This is a genomic window from Providencia sp. PROV119 (genome assembly GCF_028482435.1).
Lineage (GTDB): Bacteria > Pseudomonadota > Gammaproteobacteria > Enterobacterales > Enterobacteriaceae > Providencia > Providencia stuartii.
This window is the reverse complement of record NZ_JAMPQL010000015.1, coordinates 123,608-144,406: the sequence shown is the minus strand read 5'-3', so window position 1 is coordinate 144,406 and position 20,799 is coordinate 123,608. Positions and strand designations below refer to the sequence as shown.

At 41.6% G+C, this 20,799-nt stretch carries 17 protein-coding genes and 4 pseudogenes; 16 read left to right on the top strand and 5 right to left on the bottom strand.

Going from position 1 to position 20,799, the window contains the following annotated elements; translation table 11 throughout:
• Positions 1–476: 476 nt before the first annotated feature.
• The 3 genes from PSF11_RS14360 (at position 477) to PSF11_RS14350 (ending at position 2,763) form a co-directional block, all read left to right on the top strand.
• On the top strand, positions 477–1,067 hold the full coding sequence (locus PSF11_RS14360) for a DUF2857 domain-containing protein (protein ID WP_000235333.1): 591 nt from the start codon (positions 477–479) through the stop codon (positions 1,065–1,067).
• Positions 1,057–1,341 (top strand): ParE family toxin-like protein, encoded by a 285-nt coding sequence (locus tag PSF11_RS14355; protein WP_004239737.1) that lies wholly within the window; start codon positions 1,057–1,059, stop codon positions 1,339–1,341. Before PSF11_RS14360 ends, PSF11_RS14355 begins: the two co-directional genes overlap by 11 nt.
• Before the next feature lie 126 nt (positions 1,342–1,467).
• Positions 1,468–2,763, top strand: coding sequence for an STY4528 family pathogenicity island replication protein (locus PSF11_RS14350; RefSeq protein ID WP_004239736.1), 1,296 nt, complete (start codon positions 1,468–1,470; stop codon positions 2,761–2,763).
• Between the two features lie 285 nt (positions 2,764–3,048).
• Here PSF11_RS14350 and PSF11_RS14345 read toward each other — a convergent pair whose 3' ends face one another.
• Positions 3,049–3,567 (bottom strand): ClbS/DfsB family four-helix bundle protein, encoded by a 519-nt coding sequence (locus PSF11_RS14345; protein WP_000115888.1) that lies wholly within the window; start codon positions 3,565–3,567, stop codon positions 3,049–3,051.
• Positions 3,568–3,849: 282 nt separating this feature from the next.
• On the opposite strand from PSF11_RS14345, the gene PSF11_RS14340 reads away from it, so the two are divergent.
• The 3 genes and pseudogenes from PSF11_RS14340 to PSF11_RS14330 all read left to right on the top strand — a co-directional run bounded on the left by PSF11_RS14340 (position 3,850) and on the right by PSF11_RS14330 (position 7,202).
• Entirely contained in the window at positions 3,850–4,554 is a 705-nt protein-coding gene (locus tag PSF11_RS14340; RefSeq protein WP_000437242.1) for a PFL_4669 family integrating conjugative element protein, read from the top strand.
• A 62-nt stretch (positions 4,555–4,616) separates the two neighbouring features.
• Positions 4,617–5,138 carry a hypothetical protein gene (locus PSF11_RS14335; protein WP_232467352.1) on the top strand — a complete coding sequence of 174 codons (522 nt, stop codon included), beginning with the start codon at positions 4,617–4,619 and terminating at the stop codon, positions 5,136–5,138.
• 9 nt (positions 5,139–5,147) lie between these two features.
• Positions 5,148–7,202 (top strand): annotated as a pseudogene (locus tag PSF11_RS14330) (DNA topoisomerase III).
• Positions 7,203–7,452: 250 nt separating this feature from the next.
• Here the strand turns inward: PSF11_RS14330 and PSF11_RS14325 are convergent.
• Entirely contained in the window at positions 7,453–7,653 is a 201-nt protein-coding gene (locus tag PSF11_RS14325) for a hypothetical protein (RefSeq protein WP_000370330.1), read from the bottom strand.
• Between the two features lie 432 nt (positions 7,654–8,085).
• On the opposite strand from PSF11_RS14325, the gene PSF11_RS14320 reads away from it, so the two are divergent.
• From PSF11_RS14320 to PSF11_RS14310, 3 genes are all read left to right on the top strand, one after another.
• Positions 8,086–8,553 carry an STY4534 family ICE replication protein gene (locus PSF11_RS14320; RefSeq protein WP_000202155.1) on the top strand — a complete coding sequence of 156 codons (468 nt, stop codon included), beginning with the start codon at positions 8,086–8,088 and terminating at the stop codon, positions 8,551–8,553.
• A 20-nt stretch (positions 8,554–8,573) separates the two neighbouring features.
• On the top strand, positions 8,574–9,497 hold the full coding sequence (locus tag PSF11_RS14315) for an Rpn family recombination-promoting nuclease/putative transposase (RefSeq protein WP_017827827.1): 924 nt from the start codon (positions 8,574–8,576) through the stop codon (positions 9,495–9,497).
• 442 nt (positions 9,498–9,939) lie between these two features.
• Positions 9,940–10,272 carry an exported protein gene (locus PSF11_RS14310; RefSeq protein WP_004239732.1) on the top strand — a complete coding sequence of 111 codons (333 nt, stop codon included), beginning with the start codon at positions 9,940–9,942 and terminating at the stop codon, positions 10,270–10,272.
• Positions 10,273–10,286: 14 nt separating this feature from the next.
• Here the strand turns inward: PSF11_RS14310 and PSF11_RS14305 are convergent, their stop codons facing one another.
• Positions 10,287–10,598 carry an Orn/Lys/Arg decarboxylase N-terminal domain-containing protein gene (locus PSF11_RS14305; RefSeq protein ID WP_004239731.1) on the bottom strand — a complete coding sequence of 104 codons (312 nt, stop codon included), beginning with the start codon at positions 10,596–10,598 and terminating at the stop codon, positions 10,287–10,289.
• Positions 10,599–10,912: 314 nt separating this feature from the next.
• Positions 10,913–10,990 (bottom strand): leader peptide SpeFL, encoded by a 78-nt coding sequence (speFL, locus tag PSF11_RS21335; protein WP_223310125.1) that lies wholly within the window; start codon positions 10,988–10,990, stop codon positions 10,913–10,915.
• Positions 10,991–11,814: 824 nt separating this feature from the next.
• Between speFL and PSF11_RS14300 the strand changes: the two genes are divergently transcribed.
• The 4 genes and pseudogenes from PSF11_RS14300 to PSF11_RS14285 all read left to right on the top strand — a co-directional run.
• Positions 11,815–12,225: a fimbrial protein gene (locus tag PSF11_RS14300; protein WP_000669584.1), complete on the top strand. Its 411-nt coding sequence runs from the start codon at positions 11,815–11,817 to the stop codon at positions 12,223–12,225.
• A gap of 174 nt (positions 12,226–12,399) precedes the next feature.
• Entirely contained in the window at positions 12,400–13,023 is a 624-nt protein-coding gene (locus PSF11_RS14295; RefSeq protein ID WP_081355108.1) for a fimbrial biogenesis chaperone, read from the top strand.
• Between the two features lie 83 nt (positions 13,024–13,106).
• Positions 13,107–13,325: a FimD/PapC N-terminal domain-containing protein gene (locus PSF11_RS14290; RefSeq protein ID WP_071550302.1), complete on the top strand. Its 219-nt coding sequence runs from the start codon at positions 13,107–13,109 to the stop codon at positions 13,323–13,325.
• Positions 13,264–13,467, top strand: a pseudogene (locus PSF11_RS14285) (DUF417 family protein); the annotation flags it as partial. The gene PSF11_RS14290 and the pseudogene PSF11_RS14285, both read left to right, overlap by 62 nt.
• 664 nt (positions 13,468–14,131) lie before the next feature.
• Here PSF11_RS14285 and PSF11_RS14280 read toward each other — a convergent pair.
• Positions 14,132–14,407: pseudogene (locus PSF11_RS14280) on the bottom strand (DDE-type integrase/transposase/recombinase); the annotation flags it as partial.
• Positions 14,408–14,785: 378 nt separating this feature from the next.
• On the opposite strand from PSF11_RS14280, the gene PSF11_RS14275 reads away from it, so the two are divergent.
• From PSF11_RS14275 to PSF11_RS14265, 3 genes and pseudogenes are all read left to right on the top strand, one after another.
• A complete protein-coding gene (locus tag PSF11_RS14275) occupies positions 14,786–16,867 on the top strand; it encodes a TonB-dependent receptor (RefSeq protein ID WP_272682831.1) in 2,082 nt (693 codons plus the stop codon).
• A gap of 10 nt (positions 16,868–16,877) precedes the next feature.
• Positions 16,878–19,247 carry a TonB-dependent receptor plug domain-containing protein gene (locus PSF11_RS14270; protein WP_004239729.1) on the top strand — a complete coding sequence of 790 codons (2,370 nt, stop codon included), beginning with the start codon at positions 16,878–16,880 and terminating at the stop codon, positions 19,245–19,247.
• 447 nt (positions 19,248–19,694) lie between these two features.
• Positions 19,695–20,616 (top strand): annotated as a pseudogene (locus tag PSF11_RS14265) (ArdC family protein).
• Positions 20,617–20,799 lie beyond the last annotated feature (183 nt).

Sequence of the window (20,799 nt, the reverse complement as noted above, 5' to 3'; positions counted from 1 at the left end):
CCGGGGGCGGGCAAAGACCGGTTATGAGCAGGAAGTGATACAGCGCCTGATGGATATCTGCCGGTTATTCTGGGCCGGGAGCCGGAAATATGAGCATGATAAGGTTTTCCGGTTTTCTGTCCGTCCACCGGAAAATCAGGATGCGGACTGGTGGCGGTTGGTGTTGTTCAGTGCGGAAATTTGCCGTTGCCGTTATGCACTGCGGAAAACCGGGACCGCCGGAGAACCTTATATTGAGGTGTGTTTTACCGGTAAAGGCCGGCAGGCTGAATTGTCTGCGGAATTACTGGGATTTATATGGTCCCGGTATTATCAGAGCCGGCGCCGGGCGTGGCGAAAATATATGCGCACCATGAGACAAAAAGCAGGGGCAGAAGTATTGCTTTCAAATAAAGCCCGTGAGTTATGGCACCGGAATTACGTGTTACAGTGGATACTTACACTCTGGCAGGCTTTCAATAATACAGGAGGCTGTAATGGCGACTCAATTAGCACAGGCAGGGAATCATCTGCTGACAGAACTGGTGATGGAAATAAAAAGCGGAAATCTGCGGCGTTGTGAGGCGCTGGGACTGACGGACAATGAGATCCGGTTACTGAACAGTTTAACCATTGAAGATCTGCATTATCTTTCTCAAAGTCCGGTCTCCATTATTACCTGCCAGATCCACCGGGAGAATTTACGGTTATTACTGACCCGGGCAAAAGAAGTTCACCGTCAAAATCAGATGATTGAACGCTGTCTGAGACTGGGGGCATCCATCGATTTGCTGAATCAGTATTTTGGCATGACGTCACTGGAGGTGTCAGCCCGTCGGCGTTTGTCCGGGATCCGGGGAAATGCTGGCCGTTCACAGCGGCTGTCAGATGTGCAGCAAACGGAATTATGGTATCGCTGGAAAGAGGAGGGCATGCCGGAGCCGGATGATCCGGATTGTCTTCAGATCATGGTGTCCTGTGCCGAAAAAATGAATGTCTCTCTGACCACGGTATGGAATTCGGTTCAGGAATGGCACCGGGACGGCATACTGAATTCAGCTGACAGGGGGAAATATCATGCCGGATAACAGGAATATCAGTCATCATCAATCCGCCCGGATATTTCCGGAATGTGTCACGCCTGTTCCGGAGCATATTCAGCGGAAGGCAAACGGGTTATTGCTACGTTATTTTTCGGGAGAACGACTTTGTAAAAAAGTGAAATGCGGTGGAAAAAAGGGCGGTGTTTACCCGGTATTGAAAATTGATATTGGTGCATTCTGGCGTCTGCTCAGTATGGACCAGGGGCAAAGCTGGAAGCTGATGAGCCATGAACGTTATAACAAGATGATTAGCCGGTAAGGGCAGAATATTCAACATCATGATCCTCAGTATATTGAGACTGCCTCTTTACGGTGCGGTATTTTCACCGGAGGAGGCAGCTATAAGTGTATTCAGGCATGAAATTATTTTTGTGTGGGGCATAAGATGCAATTTCCTCCGGACAGTATTATTCAGTTTTCATTAGAAAAAATGCGGCAGCAACTGCATCACCGGCAACACAGCCAGCCCGGCACGGCACTGCGCAGTGGATTGATTTACGCCGGCAATGTTCATGATGCAATCCCCCGGCAATTATTGCTGGAATCCCGACTTTCCCCGGTTGATAAACTGACCTGGATGATGATCCGCCTTCATGCTCAGCAAAATGAGGGGGCCGTATTTCCGACCTATGATGACTTACAACTCCAGTTAGCCACACCCCACAGCGATAAAGCCTCGCGGGAAACGGTCAGCAGGGCACTGTTAATGCTGAGGCTGACGGGCTGGCTCAGTTTATGCCATCGGGTCAGGGATAAACGGGGGCGTATCAGAGGAAATATCTATATGTTACATGATGAGCCGGTGAATGCATTTGATGCAGAGACATTAGATCCACGCTGGATGGATGTACTGGAAAAAAGTTGTTATCACAAAAATAAGAGTGTGCGGTGCGTGGCCCGCGCTGCGCTGACTGCCCTGAAAACCGAGCCGTCAATGCGACATCAGCATACCAGAATGCAACTCATTGAGCAGCGGCTTGAAAGTCTTCAGACACCGGAAGCGCTGGCAGACAGGCAACGCCGGATACTCAATGGGCAGACGGCACAACTTCATCCGGGTAAACATAAAAAAAATCGAGCCCAGTGTAAAACACCGGATTTGAAAATCGAACTCAGGGAAAAAAATGATGAAAAAAAACCGGGTACGAAAATCGAACTGAGTACACAAACCCAGTCTGATTCAGGGGTACGAAAATCGAACTGTTACGTACGTAATACTTTTACACAGAGTGTAAAAAATACGTACGTAGATCAGGGAGAGCAATATTTATCGGGTACTCAGGTGCAGGGGCTGCATCAGTGGATTGATGAGAATGATCGGCAGATGCTGGAAAAACAGTTACAGGCGTTGCCGGAAGAAGCCGCAATATCGATTGTGCAGCAACTGACACAGGGGGTGAGGACAGGAAGTGTACGTAATCCGGTGGGGTATGCCTTGCAGCTATTAAAGGCAGCCCGTGAAGGGCGATATCACTCCGTTTCCCCAGCAGAAACGGGGATGAAAAGTGCGTCTTTACAGAAAATGTCAGGTACTCCGGATGTATCACAGCACACGCAAACCAAACCGGAGAGAACGGAGAGAAGTAAGGCGTCTCAGGGGGGGATGGGTGCCCCTGATATTGCACGTCAGTACCTTCAGCGTTTTCGCCGTACGCTCATAGGGATATCCAATGAGCAATGAAGGCGTATTCAATAAATCACCCGTGTTTCCACTGGAAACAGTGCTCAAAACTTAACCGGTGTTTCCACTGGAAACAGTGCTCAAAACTTAACCGGTGTTTCCACTGGAAACAGTGTTTAAAAATTGGGTTTTTCTTATCCGGGTAGGAAGGTCCGGAACGCGATATTTCGCTTTCCGTAACGAAATCTGCATCATCGAGAGTAAAGAATTTAACAAGCTATGGAGCAGTCTGGTTAACGATATGGGCATAGAGATATTTTCGTACATATAATTTCACTCTGATATTTACTTTAAACTGATCTTATTGTTTTTTGCCCACTTTCTTAATCTTCCATTAGCGTTGGCGTAAGGCGAAGATGTGTTAAATGAGATCATTCTCCCCATCGTCCATTTTGTGTACCATAGTCTTCCATACAAAATATCATCGGTACGCTCATCAATAAGTTTCACAACTTCATTTTTTACAGCCTGAAGTTCAGCTACTAACAATTCATAACTTAACTCACTGTAATCTGAGTAAAATTTTTGAGCAAGAAGACTAAGTTGATTCCATTTATAGCCAGTTTCCGGAAAATCGACAGGCAGACCTTTAGCATCAAAAGTGATCCACTTTACAACAAGAGCATTCCATCCAAGCAGATATGAAACAAGGTCATGAACACTTATCTTCGTTCCTTTGGCGTGTCCATCCATTGAGTTATCTGAAGTCATTTCTGGCGGGATTGCGTTGAGGTAACTAATTAATTTACTAAAACTTTTATCAATAGCTAAAAGCAGCTCAGCTTTTGTTTGTGGCACACTCATGAAGAATTTCCTCTTATTTAAAATAAGACACCATAAATGCATTGTATGGTGTTTATAAATCAATTAGGTACTGTACTACTCCCCTTACAACAGAGGAAGACCCTTAACTATTTACTGATGTTTCCGGTGGAAACAATGCTCAAAGGTTAACCTGCATTTCAGTAGGATGACGAGTAACGCTACGTTTTTATAATAAATTATTTTTTTCAATTTGAATTTATCGTTGGCATAGGGGGTTGACATTTGTACGGTATGTCAATTTCTCAAAGCAAGGGTATTGTTATGGAACAAAATAAACATTCTCAACAGTTACTTCAGGCTGGCCCTTTAAAGTCAACATTAACACTGAAACTCCATACCAGTTATGCAATCCGGCTATGGGAAGGGCGGGTTGTACCCAACTCTCAGAATGACGGTGACGAAAAAAAGCGTAAATGGATGATCCCCAGTCTTCCGATGTTTATTTCCCGGGCGGGTCATATTACTGATGATGCAAAGAAGGGATACTTATATGCAGAAATGTGGCTGTATCAGCTTGAGCAGGCACTGGAGCAAGGGACTCGGACTATTCAGAAATTACTTTCAGAGGTTGAACAACAATTAGTTCAGTTACCTGCGGTTGCGGTTATTTCGGATATCTCATCAACATCTCCTGTTGACCTGGCGATATTCAGTAAATCTCCTGTTGGTTATAAATGTGTCTGGTTACTCGTCGGGGTTGATCAACTTGCTTTGCGTGTATTGCAGGGAGAGCATTATGGTTTTATTTCCCGTCAGCAACGTGACAAGGTCCTTAAATTAGCGGGCTATCAGGTTCGTCATGTGACAGGGATGGCCGTAAACTACCGGAAATATGAGCTCACCCGTCATAACCTTGATTTAAACAGTGAAACTTATCAACAGGCTTCCCGTTATTTAGGTGAAATTGATCCGGATATCATTTCAGGAAGAAAACGTGCGTCATTTTTACCGTCTTTAAAAAAATAACGAATGTTATTTATATTGGGTTAATTATTTAATAATAAGGAGCTGCAATGAAAAAAAGCGGATTGCTTACCTTATGCTTTTCTTTATGGCTTTTGACCGGATGCTCTGCACAGGAAATCGCAGAATGGAATCAGAAAATCAGTGACCTGGGGCATCAGGTCAGTCATACCATGAATGGTGGTATGCAGAAACGGGAACAACGGGAGTATGACGTGGTTATCCCTGTTGATATTGATACAGCCGCAGCCCGTCTGCGCCGTTATTATGGTTTTGAGGATGTGAATGCCAAAATCCGTGCTCTGTGTCAGTCAGGTAAAGAAAGTGATCAATGGGCCGCCACGGCTATTGCAGAAGAAAGCCGGGGCTGGGAATGGGAAGTGACGCCGGGAAGTTATTATAAAATGGGGGCGGATATGGGAAAACGTAACCCGCCGGCACATATCGTCATCGAACTGGAAAAAAATGGTTCGGGAACACACATGTATATCACTTACAGCGCTTCGTACAGTGATACCCTGACTCCGGAGTTTGTTCAGGAAATATTTAAAACCGCGAATGACGTTGCAGCCGGAAAAAGGAGGTAGAACAGGGTAATGAAATTATTTCTGTGCGAAAAGCCGTCTCAGGCCAAAGATATTGCCCGGGTGATCGGCGCTCATCAGCGGCGGGATAATTTTTTTCAGGGAAATGGCGTTCAGGTCGCCTGGGCAAGAGGTCATCTGCTGGAGCAGGCTGAACCGGAGGCTTATGGCGCACAGTTTGCGGCCCCCTGGCGGCAGAGTGCCTTACCCGTTATTCCTGAACAGTGGAAAATGGTGGTTAAAAAAGACGCGGTTTCGTTGTTTCAGACCATAAAACAGTTGCTCAGTCAGGCGACGGAAGTGGTGATTGCCACGGATGCGGACAGGGAAGGGGAAGTGATTGCCCGTGAATTACTGGAGGCCTGTCATTACCGGAAAAAGGTACAACGTTTATGGTTGTCTGCACTGGATGAGGCGAGTATCAGGCAGGCATTAAATAACCTGTTACCCGGCGAGAAAACGGCCTCTTTATATTCAGCGGGATTAGGGCGGGCCAGAGCAGACTGGCTTATCGGTATGAACATGACGCGTCTGTTTACCCTCAAAGCCCGGGAACTGGGGTTTGGTGGGATATTGTCGGTCGGACGTGTCCAGACGCCGACACTGGCCCTGATTGTCCGGCGGGAAAGAGAAATTACGCACTTTGTTTCCAAACCCTTCTGGCGGGTGACCGCCTCGTTGCAGCATCAGGGGATCATTTTTCAGGCTCACTGGCGACCTGCCTCGCAGTATTGTGATGATGAACATCGTTGTATTCACGTTCAGGCCGCTCAGGCCGTAGAGCAACTGTGCCGGCAGGCAGGGAAAGCGACGGTGTGTACAGTGAATGAAACGAAAGGAAAAGCCTTGCCGCCGTTGCCGTTTGATCTCGGGACACTTCAGCAGGCGGCCTCAAGGCGTTGGGGGTATTCTGCGGATAAAGTGCTTGAAATCGCGCAAAGTCTGTATGAAAAACATAAGGCCACCACGTATCCCCGGACGGACTGCGGGTATCTGCCGGTGTCCATGCGTGCCGACATACCGGTTGTTTTAGATGCATTATCACAAAGCGATCCGGCCTTACAGAATGTGCTGGCACAATTGCAGCCGGCGCGAATTTCCCGGGTCTGGAATGATGCAAAAATTACGGCTCACCATGCGATTATACCGACCCGGCAGACACCTGATTTGAACGCCATGAATGAGGCTGAACTGAATGTCTATAAACTTATCCGTGCCCATTATCTGGCGCAGTTTTTGCCGGATCAGGAATGGGATGCAACAGAGGTGTTTTTAGATATAGGCGGACAACAATTTGTTGCCAAAGGGAAAGTCGAAAGAGTGAAGGGCTGGTCTGTATTATTTGTGAAACATGAAGACGATCCGCCAGTAAAAGAAGAGGCAGAAACCGGGCTGGAAGCCGGAACAGAAACATTGCCGTCCCTTCACGAAGGTGAATTCTGTGTGGTACAGGAGGCAAAGGTTGTATAACTGGCGACCTCACCACCGAAACCGTATACGGATGGTACATTGATTGCGGCCATGAAGAATGCGTCCTCCTTTATTACCGATCCGACATTAAAAAAAGTCCTGAAAGAGAATGCGGGGCTGGGGACAGAGGCAACCCGGGCAGGGATCATCACCACGCTGGAAAACAGGAAATTGATTGTCAGGCAGAAAAAAACACTCCGGGCGACAGACACCGGTTGTCAGCTGATTGATGCCCTGCCGGCAGCCTGTACAGATCCGGGAATGACGGCGTTATGGGAACAATCACTCGAGCAGGTTGCACAGGGAAATCTGTCTCTGGATGTGTTTATGCAAAAGCAAATCAGCTGGTTGGCACATCTCATTAAAAAAGGCGGGGAAATGCCGCTGGCGCTGGATCTGCCACCGATGCCATCCTGCCCGTCGTGTCATGGAAAGATGGTCTTACGGGAGAGCAGTAAAGGCCGTTTCTGGAGTTGTCAGCGTTATCCGGATTGTAAAGGGAGTGTACCATTACCGGAAAAAATGCAGGGGGTTACCCGGGGGATGAATAAAAGAAAGAAGGCCGTGAAGAAGAGCATAACAGGACTCTTTACCTGAGTGATAATTACCGTTAGCATAGCTGACGCTAGGGAAAAGCCCCCCGTCATTGCGGCAAAGCCGTAGCGGAACAACTGCGGTGGCGACAATGAGAAAGTCTGTCTGTCAGCAGGACAGACTTTAAGGCGCATCAACCTCATGAAAACCGCGCCGGAGCTGGTTGAACTCCTGAGGTTCTTTTTAACATCACAGAGTGGGCGGCACTGTCAGGCGTTATTAACCGTAACGCCTTTTTTATTTGACAAAAAAGTTATTCATCCATGTGACTGAGTACCTGAATCACCCAGTCCGGGCAGGGCCGGGCGCTGTTTTTTTCCGGTGGGCATAACCAGGATTTTACCGCCCTGACAGAACAGGGCCTGCCTGTTGTCTGCTGAATGAGTTGAGCCAGGTCTTTTTGTGTCAGATGATGTTGCTGTAACCAGACTTTCAGTTTGTTTCTGTTATCCATTTTATTCTTCTGTGTTTATCCTTTTCTCTCTGAACTGCTTTTTTACTTGACAAATAAAAAAAGCAGATTAATCCTTATTCTGCTTATACCGTTGCTTAATGCAACATTGCCAATGCTTCAGTTGTCTGAGAGAAGCGCCTACGGGTGACAACGATGCCAATGTTCCGGCAATCTGAGAGGAACGCCTACGGGTGATTGCCACTGCCAATCCTCGGGTCATCTGAGACGGGAGCCTACGGGCGATGACAGAACTCCGTTCGTCCTTGAAATTGACGGAGGGTGATAACAGAATAGCGTTATCATCAGGATCATCTTATACAACGCAAGTCGTCAGTTCGGGAGCGTTCCTGTTACTGACCCCGGTGGGAAACACGTTCCTGCCGAGACGATGTTTCTCATTTTTTTACCTTTTTTATCCGATGGAGAAACATCATGACCAGCAAAAATAATACAACATCTGAAAATAAATACTTTAATCTGCATGTGAACGGGATTGGGTATTTATCGAATATCCGTCAGGTTAACGGCCCTAAAGGGCAGTTTTTAACCGCAGTGATTAATGCACTCAGTGGACCGGCTGATAACCCTGTGTATGTTCGTTTTGATACGACCGTTGTCGGGGAGAATACGGTCTCACTGGTCAGACGGTGTATCAAAGCGGTGGATGAGGACAAAAAAGTCCTAACCGGGTTTACATTAAGTAACCTGGCTTCCGATATTTTCACCCTGACAAAAGGTGAGCATGCCGGAGAACAGCGGGTCAGCCTGAAAGCCAGGCTGCTGAATATTGACTGGATTAAAATCGGTAAAGAAGTGGTATATAAAGCCGAGAAACACCAGTCAACACCACCAGAGACTGAACAGCCGGTATCCAGAGAGTATGTGGCTGATTCTTTTTAGTCATTAATAAGGAGTTTGCTGTGACTAAAAATACACAACAACCGGTACATGATGCGTTATTCAAGCAGTTTTTAACGCATCCTGAGAATGCCCGGGATTTTTTCTCGGTGCATTTGCCGGCCAACATCCTGCCTTTGTGCGATTTAAGTACACTGCGCCTGGAGCCGGCCAGTTTTGTGGAGCGCCGTTTACGTCAGCTGCATTCGGATGTGCTGTATTCCGTGCAGATGACGGAAGGGGAAGGGTATATCTACTGCCTGATCGAGCACCAGTCAAAACCGGATCGGTTAATGGGTTTTCGTCTGATGCATTATGCGATGTCAGCGATAGCGCATCATCTGAAAAAATCGCCGGCGGATAAGACCCTGCCGTTGGTGGTGCCGTTTCTGTTTTATCAGGGCAGTGTTTGTCCTTATCCGTACAGCATGAACTGGCTGGACGGGTTCGCCGATCCGGCGCTGGCTCAGCAGCTGTATACCCGGTCGTTTCCGTTAGTGGATTTGAGTGTGCTCAGTGATGAGGAAATCCTGACACACAAGGGTATTGCCCTGCTGGAGCTGGTTCAGAAACATATTCGGACCCGCGACGGTTTAATGGCGGTATTGCCGATAATCGCGCAGATAATTAACTCGCAACACAATACGGTTGACCAGGTGAGGAGTGTGATAGAATATATTGCCTATCAGGGGTATATTCTGGATGAATCCCGCTTTTTCAGCCAATTGATTGCACTGTCACCGGAGTATAAAACGATGCTGACAACGATTGCAGAACAACTTGAGCAAAAAGGTATCGAAAAAGGTATCGAAAAAGGTATCGAAAAAGGTATTGGCCTGGGTGTTGAAAAAGTCGCCCGCTCATTATTACAACAGGGGGTTGATCTGAACATTATTATGCAATGTACCGGACTGACCCGGGAAAAGATTGAGTCATTAAAACATTAATCTTTTCTGTTTTTACTCTCAAATGCCGGCATGACTGCCGGCATTTTTTATGCCCGCCGTTTTCTTTTTTTTTTCGGAAAACTAATTTCTCATTGAGAGCACTTGCTTTTCTGCGCACAGTGTGCCTGTGACTTTATTTTATTAACACAGGACAGAAAATGCGTATGAAAATTCTCCCGATATGTCTTGCCCTGACCTCACTGCTGTTGGGGGGCTGTGCAGATAAACCCTCCCGGCCTGCTGAACCGGTGGCTGATAGATACCGCGATTCTGGTCAACACCGGTCATGCCCAGCCGGTACTTCCGGACCTTTATCCATCAGCTGGGGCTGGTACAGTTACTGCCGGTGGGCGGACGTTATCAGGGGCGTACGGTGACGTTGCGCCTACCATAAAAGAGATGCCGTGATGAAAAACATAAGATTTGTGGTTTTACTGAGCGGGTGTCTGATGACAGCGCCGCCGACAGCCACACAGTCTGTTTCCGGGGGGCAGATTGGCAGATTGAGGCGGGGAAATCGGCTAAGAGTCAGACTCAGTCATTGCAGTATGAGGCGCAGGAATGGGGACTGAGTGCGGAGGAGTATGCCCGTTTTGAAGCGCTGATGAAAGGGTGGCGCGGTATTCAGTCTCTCGGCCTGGATCCTCTGACGACACTGGGCATTGAGGCCCGGTCAGATGAGGAGCGCTGTCGGCTGGCTGAAAAGTGGGTACAGCAGGAATTTGCCTGGGCAGAAAAAGAGCTGGCGTTTCAGCGGGAAGTGGATGCAGCCTAGAAACGGCTTTATGGTCAGATATTATCGGTCAGTCTGGGAACAGCCGGCTGAATCCGGTCTGTATTCTTTTTATTTAAATCAATTACACCTGTTAATCGATTAATAATATTAGTCGGAATAACTTTATCTTTATTAATAATAGCGAATACAGGCTGTCCAAAGCTATTTTGTTCAATAAAATCGAGCCTTCCATCTTGAATATTATCAAGTGAAATAATAATTGCGGCAATATAAGAGAAGTCAGTATGTAGAATATTAACATATTTACGATGAGTTGAAATAGAGTCAGACATATCATAGCTGACTGCGACTTTATAATTTTTCATTTTTAATTCCTTTTTGGTAAAAAATCTTGCTGAAATATTAAGTGAAAATATTTCATTTATTTATATTTATGTCATCACGGATATAAAATAATGTTATAGGTTGGTGGCTTTTATAATTTTAGTAATCTTTTTTTTAGCAAAATGACTAGGAATAAAAGCTGTTTAGCTGCACATTACTGTGCATAAAAACCAAGGATATGAATGTTCAATAAGAGCTCGTTATAACCACATTAAATGTGATATATAATGATAAAGAGATTGACTATCCATTTGATGAAAATATGCAAACCACGTGATAGAAGCCAATAGAGAGATTATCTTTGAGCGCTGAAAAGATTAAAACTAAAACATGAGAAATGTGAAAGCATCATTATATGTGTAATAAGTTTTATATGTGGTCAAAATCGGTTATTATTTTCTATTTTTGCATTCATTAATTGTTAAGGTATATATAACAACTATAAGTTATATGTAATTAAATATCCGAATTATACTGTGATGCAGATCAAGGTATATCATTTAAAGAATGATTTTTCTTTAATTCATATATTTATTTTTTGTTATTTGTTGTTTTCTTTTTAACAAAAGAATAGGTGATTAATATAGTCGCCAAGTCTATGTTATAAATATTAATACAATGTATTTATGGTGCCTTTCCTATAATTAAAGATTATAAATTATTATCATTAATGGTTGCATTAATATATATTTATTTTCTAAATAATTATTTTAAAGTTTTTTAAATTTGCTTATATAGTCATTAAGATTAATAAAATATACTTTGAAATATATTCTGTATTACCTATTCCCTTCTATATCAATATAAATGAGTTTTACAATCAGTATAAATTGTTAAAAATGATCGTTAAAAACGATTGTTATGTTTATATTGATGGTTTTAATCTATCAAAAAAATACATTATCGATCAATAATAACATATTAACATAATTTATTTTTAGAAAGAAAATTATATCCATTAATTATATTTTAATTACATGAGGTTACATTTTAATAAATAATAAGTTTGTAATTTCAAATAAAGCTTCCGTATTTTTCATGTTGGTGAATGTTATTAATTTTTTATTAAATAATGGCGTTTATATTTAATAATTTTAATAGAGTAGCACCTGTTTTTTATAGTTTTAATATATAAATTAAGGATATAAATACCCTCAATGAAGTTTATAGATTGATTTTTATGTTAGTAACCAAATAATGAAATTTAAAAATAATATTGCTTTAAGTACGGTACTGTCTGTTGCTATTTTTAACTCAGCAATGGCATATGACGGTACAATTAGTCTTACTGGATGCACTACTGGACAAAATGGATCTAGTAATGTGAAAGCTTTTTTTGAACCCGGAGCTAATACTGACTTTAATACGAACAAACTAAAAAATGCAAGCTCTGACGGAGCACAAAATGTTCAAATTCAGTTATTAAATAACGATGGTACTACTGCTATTCAATTAGGGAAAGACTTTGTCGGACAGGATGTCCATTCAGAAGCTATTAATAGTGACGATGAAGCGACACTACGCTATATGGCCCAATATTATGCTACAGGAAAAGCAATTGTAGGGGATGTCATTTCTAGTGTTAATTACACTATTGCCTATGAGTAATAAATAATAATCGTGCGTTTTTATTATCATTATTTACAAGGCAGCTCATCTGCACTGCTTTGTTCGGAGTTTCCATGAAAAAACTTTTCTTTTTCATGATGGCCGGCTTATTTTCTGTGTCAAGTTATGCTAATGTTGGGTACCTGAGTTATTTATCCTGAAAACTAGGAAGGTATTAATATTAAAATTAATAATGATGAATCTACTCCATCTTTAATTCAGTCCTGGATTGATACTGGTGATGCCAGTGTTGCTCCAGACTCAGTCAATGTTCCCTTTATTATTACTCCGCTTATATTTCGTATAGAACCTCACACAGGGCAAACATTACGAATTATGTATACGGGTGAAGCACTGCCTAATGATCGTGAATCAATTTTTTGGCTAAATATACTGGATATTTCAGCTAAACCTAAATTTGAAAATAAAAATAATTTAAATGTAAACTCAAATTATCTTCAACTCCCGATCCATAGTCGCATAAAGCTATTCTATCGTCCAGAAAAACTCACACGTTCTCTCAGTGAGGCCTATAATTCTGTTATATGGCATATTGAAAAACAAGGAGCAAAGGCCTTTCTTTGTGCAGATAATCAAAGTCCTTATTTTATTACTTATAATCATATTACTTTGATTCAGAGCAACTACTCACAATCAATTAATCCAGTAGATATGGTTGCTCCTTATTCTTCAATACGCCTTCCTATACATGGAAATATGTCGGGATATGGAAAAGTGAAGTGGACAGTTGTTAACGATTATGGTGGGCATGAATTAAGTGAGTCAGCTCTGAAATAAGGATAATATTTATGAAATATTGCACTTAAACTGAACATCATTCATTCCTGCCTGCCATATTTATTTCACTGGGAGTTTTTTCCATGGACACAGTGGCTATGGAATATGCTGAATTTGATCCCAGTTTTTTACAGCATACTCAAGGGAAGACGACGTTAGATATTCATCGTTTCAATCAAGGAAATCCAACTCCAGCAGGAAAGTACTATGCTGATGTTTATCTTAATAATAAATGGAAAGGGCTCTGCCTTAGTGTTTCTTACGCCATTTGTCACATTAACATTTTTGGTGTTTACACCTGAAACCTGGGTACATGGAGCAGATGCTCATACTGAGTTTCCTTATCTTTCCGGTGCGGGAAGGTTAGTTCTGAAAGATACTATGATGATAGCAGCAGGATTTGTTGCAATGGTACATTCTGCAAGGTGTATCACTAAAAAGTAGTGAACACTATCATTTATCTGATTTTTATTTTCTAGTATTATATGAGGTTATCGCGTCGTGGAGGGGAACTTTCCCCCTCCACTCCCACGGAGCCGGACGTGGCAGTATCCCGTCATCTGGCTCTTGTAGTTGACTGGTAACATCGCGTACAAATAGTCCAGTGTGCAAACAAACTGAGTTTAACATTCCGGATCCTGTCTAATCATTCATACGCTTGAACCAGACTACCGTGTCCCCTCTTGTATTTACGGGTAACCCATTTAGCAAGGTACAGATCGATATGTCTGGCTATATAATCCATTACTGATTGACAAAAGCGTCCATAGTACAATACCCACGTAGCCTGAGATTGAGCCAACGTACCATTGTATCCAGTGATAACGGTGCTCTGTGGCTTCAATCCTAACCCCGCACTGTCTGACGGATTGCCTCGCAAAAATGGACAATGCCGCTGAGGAACTGGCGTATAGTAATAGAGTCGCTTTATTGTCGAGTTCGGTGACCGCGACCGCCAGGATGGTCACTTTTGAAAAAGGCGTTTACACAGCATGGTAAACGGACTCGAAATTCTCTTACATATACTGAAAATTAATTACAGTAACCTATTCGTTATAACCTGTTTAAACCCACTCCAATTCGTTATTTATCTCACGTCTGATCATGAATATATAAAAATCGCGTATGTACGGTATGTCCGGTTAAAGTATTCAATGAAAGTGTCCTGCGTCGGCTTACCTGGCTGGATAAGATCCCGTTTTACTGCATGTTTTTCTGCCCATTCAGCCAGTATCAGTGAGATAAATTCTGGACCATTATTCATGTGCAGCATGATCGGGTAGCCGCAGTTTGCCGCGATCCTGTCGAGTACACGGATCATTCGCAGATCTGGCAGATTCAGAATGATTTTAATCGACAATGTCTCACGGTTAAAGTCATCAACTTTAACAGTCCGCCCGGTTTCAACCGACTTAATTACGGCGATGATCTGATGCTCAGTAAAACAGGCTTTACGCATAGCGATCTCCTTCGTTGGCAAATTAATTATGCGGGATACTTACACCGTCAACCCCAGTATGCAGAGGATGAAGCATCAGATCGGAGCATTGTCTGATGGTGCCATACACCAGATTTAACAATAACCCGTTTAATACGCCAAGCTGCAAAGAAGCAATTAAGTATTCTAAAACAGATAGTTAAAACTTAAACCTTATCTAGGACAGCCCAAATTTTTATTATTTTTTAAATAATCACTTGCTAATGATAATTATATATACATACAATGTGATATGTTATAACATAACAAAAAATGGCGGATAGTATGAAAAAATCTATTTTTAATTATACAACATTTTTTATTTCAATGAGTTATTCCTTATTTGCAAATGCAAGCCCTGCAATAAAATCAACTGAAAATCGGAACAATGAGGTATTAGAGGTCTATTCAACACCTTTGCATACTCCGCAAGAGAAAATGGCGATCCCCGTTTCTGTTCTGACACAAGAAGATCTACGCGCTAATCGTAGTGCCTCGATTGCTGAAACCTTAACATCCTTACCAGGTTTTCATGCCAGCTTTTTTGGTGGAGGCTCAGTTCATCCAGTTATTCGAGGAATGTCAGGCAATCGAGTCAAGGTATTACACAGTGGTAGTGATCTTATGGACGTATCCTCTATTGGTGCAGATCATACAATCACCAGTGAACCCTTTTTAAGTCAACGCATTGAAGTATTAAAAGGCCCTTCAACATTACTTTATGGAGGAGGCACAATAGGCGGTGCAATTAATGTTATTGATAGCAAGATTCCTATGTCAGTGCCTGAAAAAGGCTATGAGGGTGAATTGCATTATCAATACGATTCTGTTTCTAAAGGAAATACAGGATCAGTAGGATTAACGTTAGGAGAAAATAATTTGGCGCTTCGCCTTGAGGGTACTAAACGTTATCAAAGTGATTACAAACAACCAGAACCTTTACATCAAGGAGAAACTAGCCGTTTAGCAGGATCTTATCAAGATAACCAATCGGCAAATATTGGTGTATCCTGGCTTTTTGATGACGGTTATATAGGGATTGGTTATGGTGAACAACATCGTCGATATGGGCTGCCTGGTCATACGCATTTTCATGATCATGAAGATGATCACCATCATCACGCCCCAATTCGCCCTCCTTTAATCGGCCATCATCATCATAATCACAATCATGAATACCCTGATGAACAACATCAACATGGTATTCCTTATATTGTTATGGATAGCAAACGATGGGATCTTCGTGGTGAAAAAAACAATCCATTTACTGGTATTGAATCAATACGTTTCAGTGCGGTCAGAACCGATTATCATCATGATGAAAAAGAAGGAAATGAAGTCAGTACCTCATTTAAAAACAAAGGCGATGAATTAAGACTGACATTTACACATCAACCTATTTGGGGTTGGCATGGTGTTATTGGCGGGCAATTTAACCAGCGTGATTTTAGTGCTCAAGGAGAAGAAGCTTATGTACCGTCAACAAAAACAAAAAATCACTCACTCTTTTTATTAGAAGAATACCAATTAGATGATTTTCGCTATGAATTAGGATTTCGCCAAGAGTGGCAATCACTGTTAAATAGAGAAACTCAAAAAAATAATAAGCAGAGTGCATCTTCTATTTCTGCTGGATTAGCATGGAATTTTACACAAGACTATTTTTTAAATTTATCACTTTCACACACGAAAAGATTACCTGTTGCAGAAGAGCTTTACGCGAATGGTGTTCATGCTGCAAGTCGAACTATTGAAAAAGGCGATCCTAATTTAACCGCAGAGGCTGCAAATAATATTGATATTGGAATAACTAAAGTAACAGGTGATATTCAATTCAATATGAGTGCCTATTATAACCGTATTAATAATTATATTTACGGTCAATTTACGGGGACTGAATTAAATAATGGCTATCGTTCATTACAATATGTTCAAAATGATGCACAGTTTAAAGGTATAGAAGGAAATATTGATTATTACTATAACCAAGATAGCTTAATTGGTATTTCTGGTGATTATGTTAGAGCAAATTTACTACACAATAAGGGAAATATACCAAGAATACCGGCTTATCGTTTAAGTACTTATATTAAACATAGTTTTACAGAAAACGTAATTGGACAAATTCGCATTGATCATTTTGGAAAACAGAATAAAACAGCAGACTATGAAACATCCACAGAGGCTTATAACACAGTTAGTTTAGGTAGTGAATATATTGGTTATTTAGATAACACAGATTATACCTTATACGCCAAGATTAATAATATCTTTGATGTAAAAGGGAAAGACAGCACCTCTTATATTAAAGATGAAATGTATTTACCTGGTCGTAATATTATCTTAGGCGCTACTCTTACATTCTAATATGAATATCATGAAAAAAAGTAAACTCTCTATTATTTTACTTATACTTTTGTCGTCTCCTTTATATGGAAAAGAGAATAATCAAGATAAAAGCCAAGAAAAAGAAACATCAAACGATGTTATTACTGTTAAAGCAACATCAATAAAAAACAAAGAGACATTCTCCTCTTTATTACTCAATAATCGAGAAGAGATAAAAGGAAAACAACTTGAACAAATAAAAACAAATACGATTGGTAATACCGTTTCAAAAGTTGCTGGTGTACAAGCGGAAGGTTTTGGCCCAAATGCGGCAAGGCCTGTTATTCGAAGTCTCTCTGGCAATAGAGTCGGGATTTTAGTTAATAATCTTCCGATTAATGATGTTTCATTTATTAGTGGGAATATGCCTATTCCTGTTGATATGAATAGAATTAACGAAATATCAATTAGTAAAAGCTCCGAAGCACTACTTTATGGTGGTAGCAGCAGTGGTGGTGCAATTCATTTGTGGGATGATCGAATAATGACACAGTTTCCTGAAAAAGCAATTTCAGGTGCCGTGACATTTAATGGTAGCACTAATAATGGTAACGGTGGATCAGTAAATATTAAATTCAGTAATAAAGAAAACTGGATTTTTAATCTTTCCGGTGCTACTAAACGAGTCTCAAAATATAAAATTCCAACACGCTCTAAAGTTGGTGCTTGCTATAGCTATCAACAGCTAAAAGACCACTCTGCATTACGTGATCAATGCCAAGTGGATATGAAAGTGTTTACTAGCCGTAACCCTGAAGCGTATCCTTACATTAGTGAGTTTTGGAAAAAATATCAGGTTGAATATGAGTTAAGCGAGGATGATAAATATACCTTTAAAGATAAGGACTATTTTTCAGGTATTGGTTATGTAGATAATGAACCTAACTTACGATATAAACCTGGTAGCCCCACATCTATTGAACATGTCACACCTCCAAAGCATTATGTTGAAAATAATAATAACGAAATTCCCAATAGCTTTTTAAAAAGCCAAAGTGGTAACGCATCACTCTCTTATATCGGAGATGACGGTTACTTAGGTTTTTCTGTCACTGATTTTCAAACATCGTATGGAGTGCCAGGCTATGCTTATCTCACAACTAAAACAACTCGAGAAAGGTATAAACCTGTTTCGGTTTCAAATAGTAATCGAAGAATAGATATACAAGGAAAACATGATCATTTAGCACCATTTTTAAGAGACAGTGCTTTTTATTATTCTTATTCTGAATCTAAAGATGAAGAGTTAGTCGGCCAAATTGCTTCATCGGTATTTAATACAAAAAGCCATCAGTTAGCTTTAGAAACTGCACATACTCCGCTATTTAATCGACTTAATGGTGCGTTTGGGATCAACGGTAATTATCGTGATCTGAAAACGTCTGGTTATGATGCTTATTTACCCAGTGTATTAACCAAAGAGTACGGAATATATTGGGTTGAATCGCTAAATTTATCTCCTTTTGAGCTCACTGCTGGATATCGTAAAGGTTACACTCAACATAATCTCAATATTCCAGCGAATTATAATCGTGGTAGAGGGCAAGGTTCTAATTTACAAAACCGTCATTTTGATACAAGTGCAAATACACTCGCTCTATCTTTTACACCAATTGATGAATGGACATTAAAACTACAACAAAATATTTCTTATCGAGCACCAGAAATTAATGAACTTTATACACATGGCCCTCATTATGCTTATTTAATTGAAGAACAAGGAAACAGTGAATTTAATACCGAAAAAAGCAAAAGTATTGAATTATCATCTGTTATTGAGATTGGCAATTTCTCTAATAAACTTAATTTGTATAAAACAGACTACAGTGGTTTTAAATTTAGACGATTAACGGGTATCAGTCGTGGTGCTGGTCCTGTTATGGAATGGGATGACACCGATCTTGAAACAAAAGGATTAGAATATGAATTTAAATATTTATATGAAATGCCTCATGATCACAATCTAACATTTACACTATTTGGTGATTTTGTCGAAAATAAAAGCAAAAGAAAACTGTTTATTGCAGGTCACTATTTGCCAAATTTACCTAATGAAAAGCATGGTATCAGTATTTATTACCAACATGATGAATTAACTGCATTTAGTAGTGCAACTTACTATAAAAAACAAAAAGAAAGCGGTGGGTTAATGTATGGTGGAGATATGGCCTTTCCTTCCTATACGTTAGTTGATGCGGGGATTGGCAAAAAATACCACCTTGATAAGGTAGATGTTTCGGTTGATTTTATTATTAATAATCTCACCGATACTGAAGCAAGACCTGCATCTTCTCAATTGAAATATTTAGTCCCATTACCGGGTCGAAATTATGGGATAAATGTCAAAATTGATTTTTAATATATTCTGATTTAATAAGATATAAAGTAAGTGAGGTACTCTATGGGTGCCTCTTTTTTTTATAATCATGCACAATTAACTTGAAGATGCATGTTTTAGGGCTCTATCACATTAAGGTAAGCACACCTGTTTTAATTCTAGACATTTTTTGAGATCTCGGTGCCAACAAGATGTTTCTATCAGTACCAATCCCCAATTCATTACCACAAATCTACTTTTCACCAATACGGAGTAAAGGGCGCTAAGTTCGGCTATGCAGGGACCGATTTTTCCTCCTGTGTGCTTTTTGTTCCCGTATCAGCTTCCGGTTAATCATTTCACGGCACAACCGGTCCCGTAAGGGTGAAGTGCACGCATGCTGCACCCTTGTGGGCCAGAACGATGCCGAGAAAGCGAACTGTCAGGCGATACGAAGATGAAAATCACATTACTGATGGAGAAAAAACTATGATCACTTCCTTGCATACTCAGACAAGTGCCTCTAACACCGCAACGGCGACCAGCGTATCCCCGCTGGACCCGTCAGGCTCCTCAAAAACGAAATTTTCCAAAACCAGAACCGATATTTATCAGATCGTTACCGACCTCATCATTACCACACTGGAAGTAGGCGTTAAACCCTGAGTGTGTCCGTGGCAGCGCGTACCGGGTATGTCCGGCATGCCTTCCAACTACGCTACTGGCACAGCCTACAGCGGGTGCAGTGAATCAGAATGAGGATTCAGTGATTCCTGCTGGATGACATACAAACAGGCTAGGGCAGAAGGTGCGCAAGTTCGTAAGGACTAGCACGGCATGACCGCCATTTTTTATACCATCCTGGAGAAGGAAAACGACACCGGAGAAATTGACCATATCCCGATGCTGAAAACCTTTGTCGTGTTTAATGTCGAACAAATTGATGGCCTCTCATTGACGGCAGATACCGTTGCCCTACAAGCGACGTTTGACGCGTTGCCACAGGCTGAAAATCTGTTCTGTAACAGCGGTGCTAACATCATTGAGAAAGGACAAAACGCCTTTTTCATGCCATCAACAGATGAGGTTTTGTTACCTGAACGTCGTTTTTTTCCGATGCCGCTAGCTTTTATGCCACGGATCTGCATGAGATTGTTCACTGGAGCGATGGCAAAAGTCGCCTGAACCGCGAAATGAAAGGAAGATTTAGCAGTGAAAATTATGCATTTGAAGAGTTGATCGCCGAGCTGGGAAGCGTGTTCCTGATGGCGGATCTGGGGATTGTCGGATAGGTTCAGCACGAAAGTTATATTGCTTCTTGGCTGAAAGCACTGAAAAACGATAAGCGCTATATTTTTAAAGCCGCCAGGCAGCATCGAAAGCGCATCGTTATATGATGGATAAGGTCTGAACAGAGGAATAAGACGCCGCAAAGGAATGCGGCCTTAACCTTATTTTTGGATCTGGCAGAGTGACATAGATTTCAATTTCCCTGCGAATGCGGACGGTAAAGAGCCCGCTCATCCTGCAAACTACATTTTTATACTGTTGATAATAGGGTATTCCTTAGTCATGGTAATAAGGCTCAGAAAGC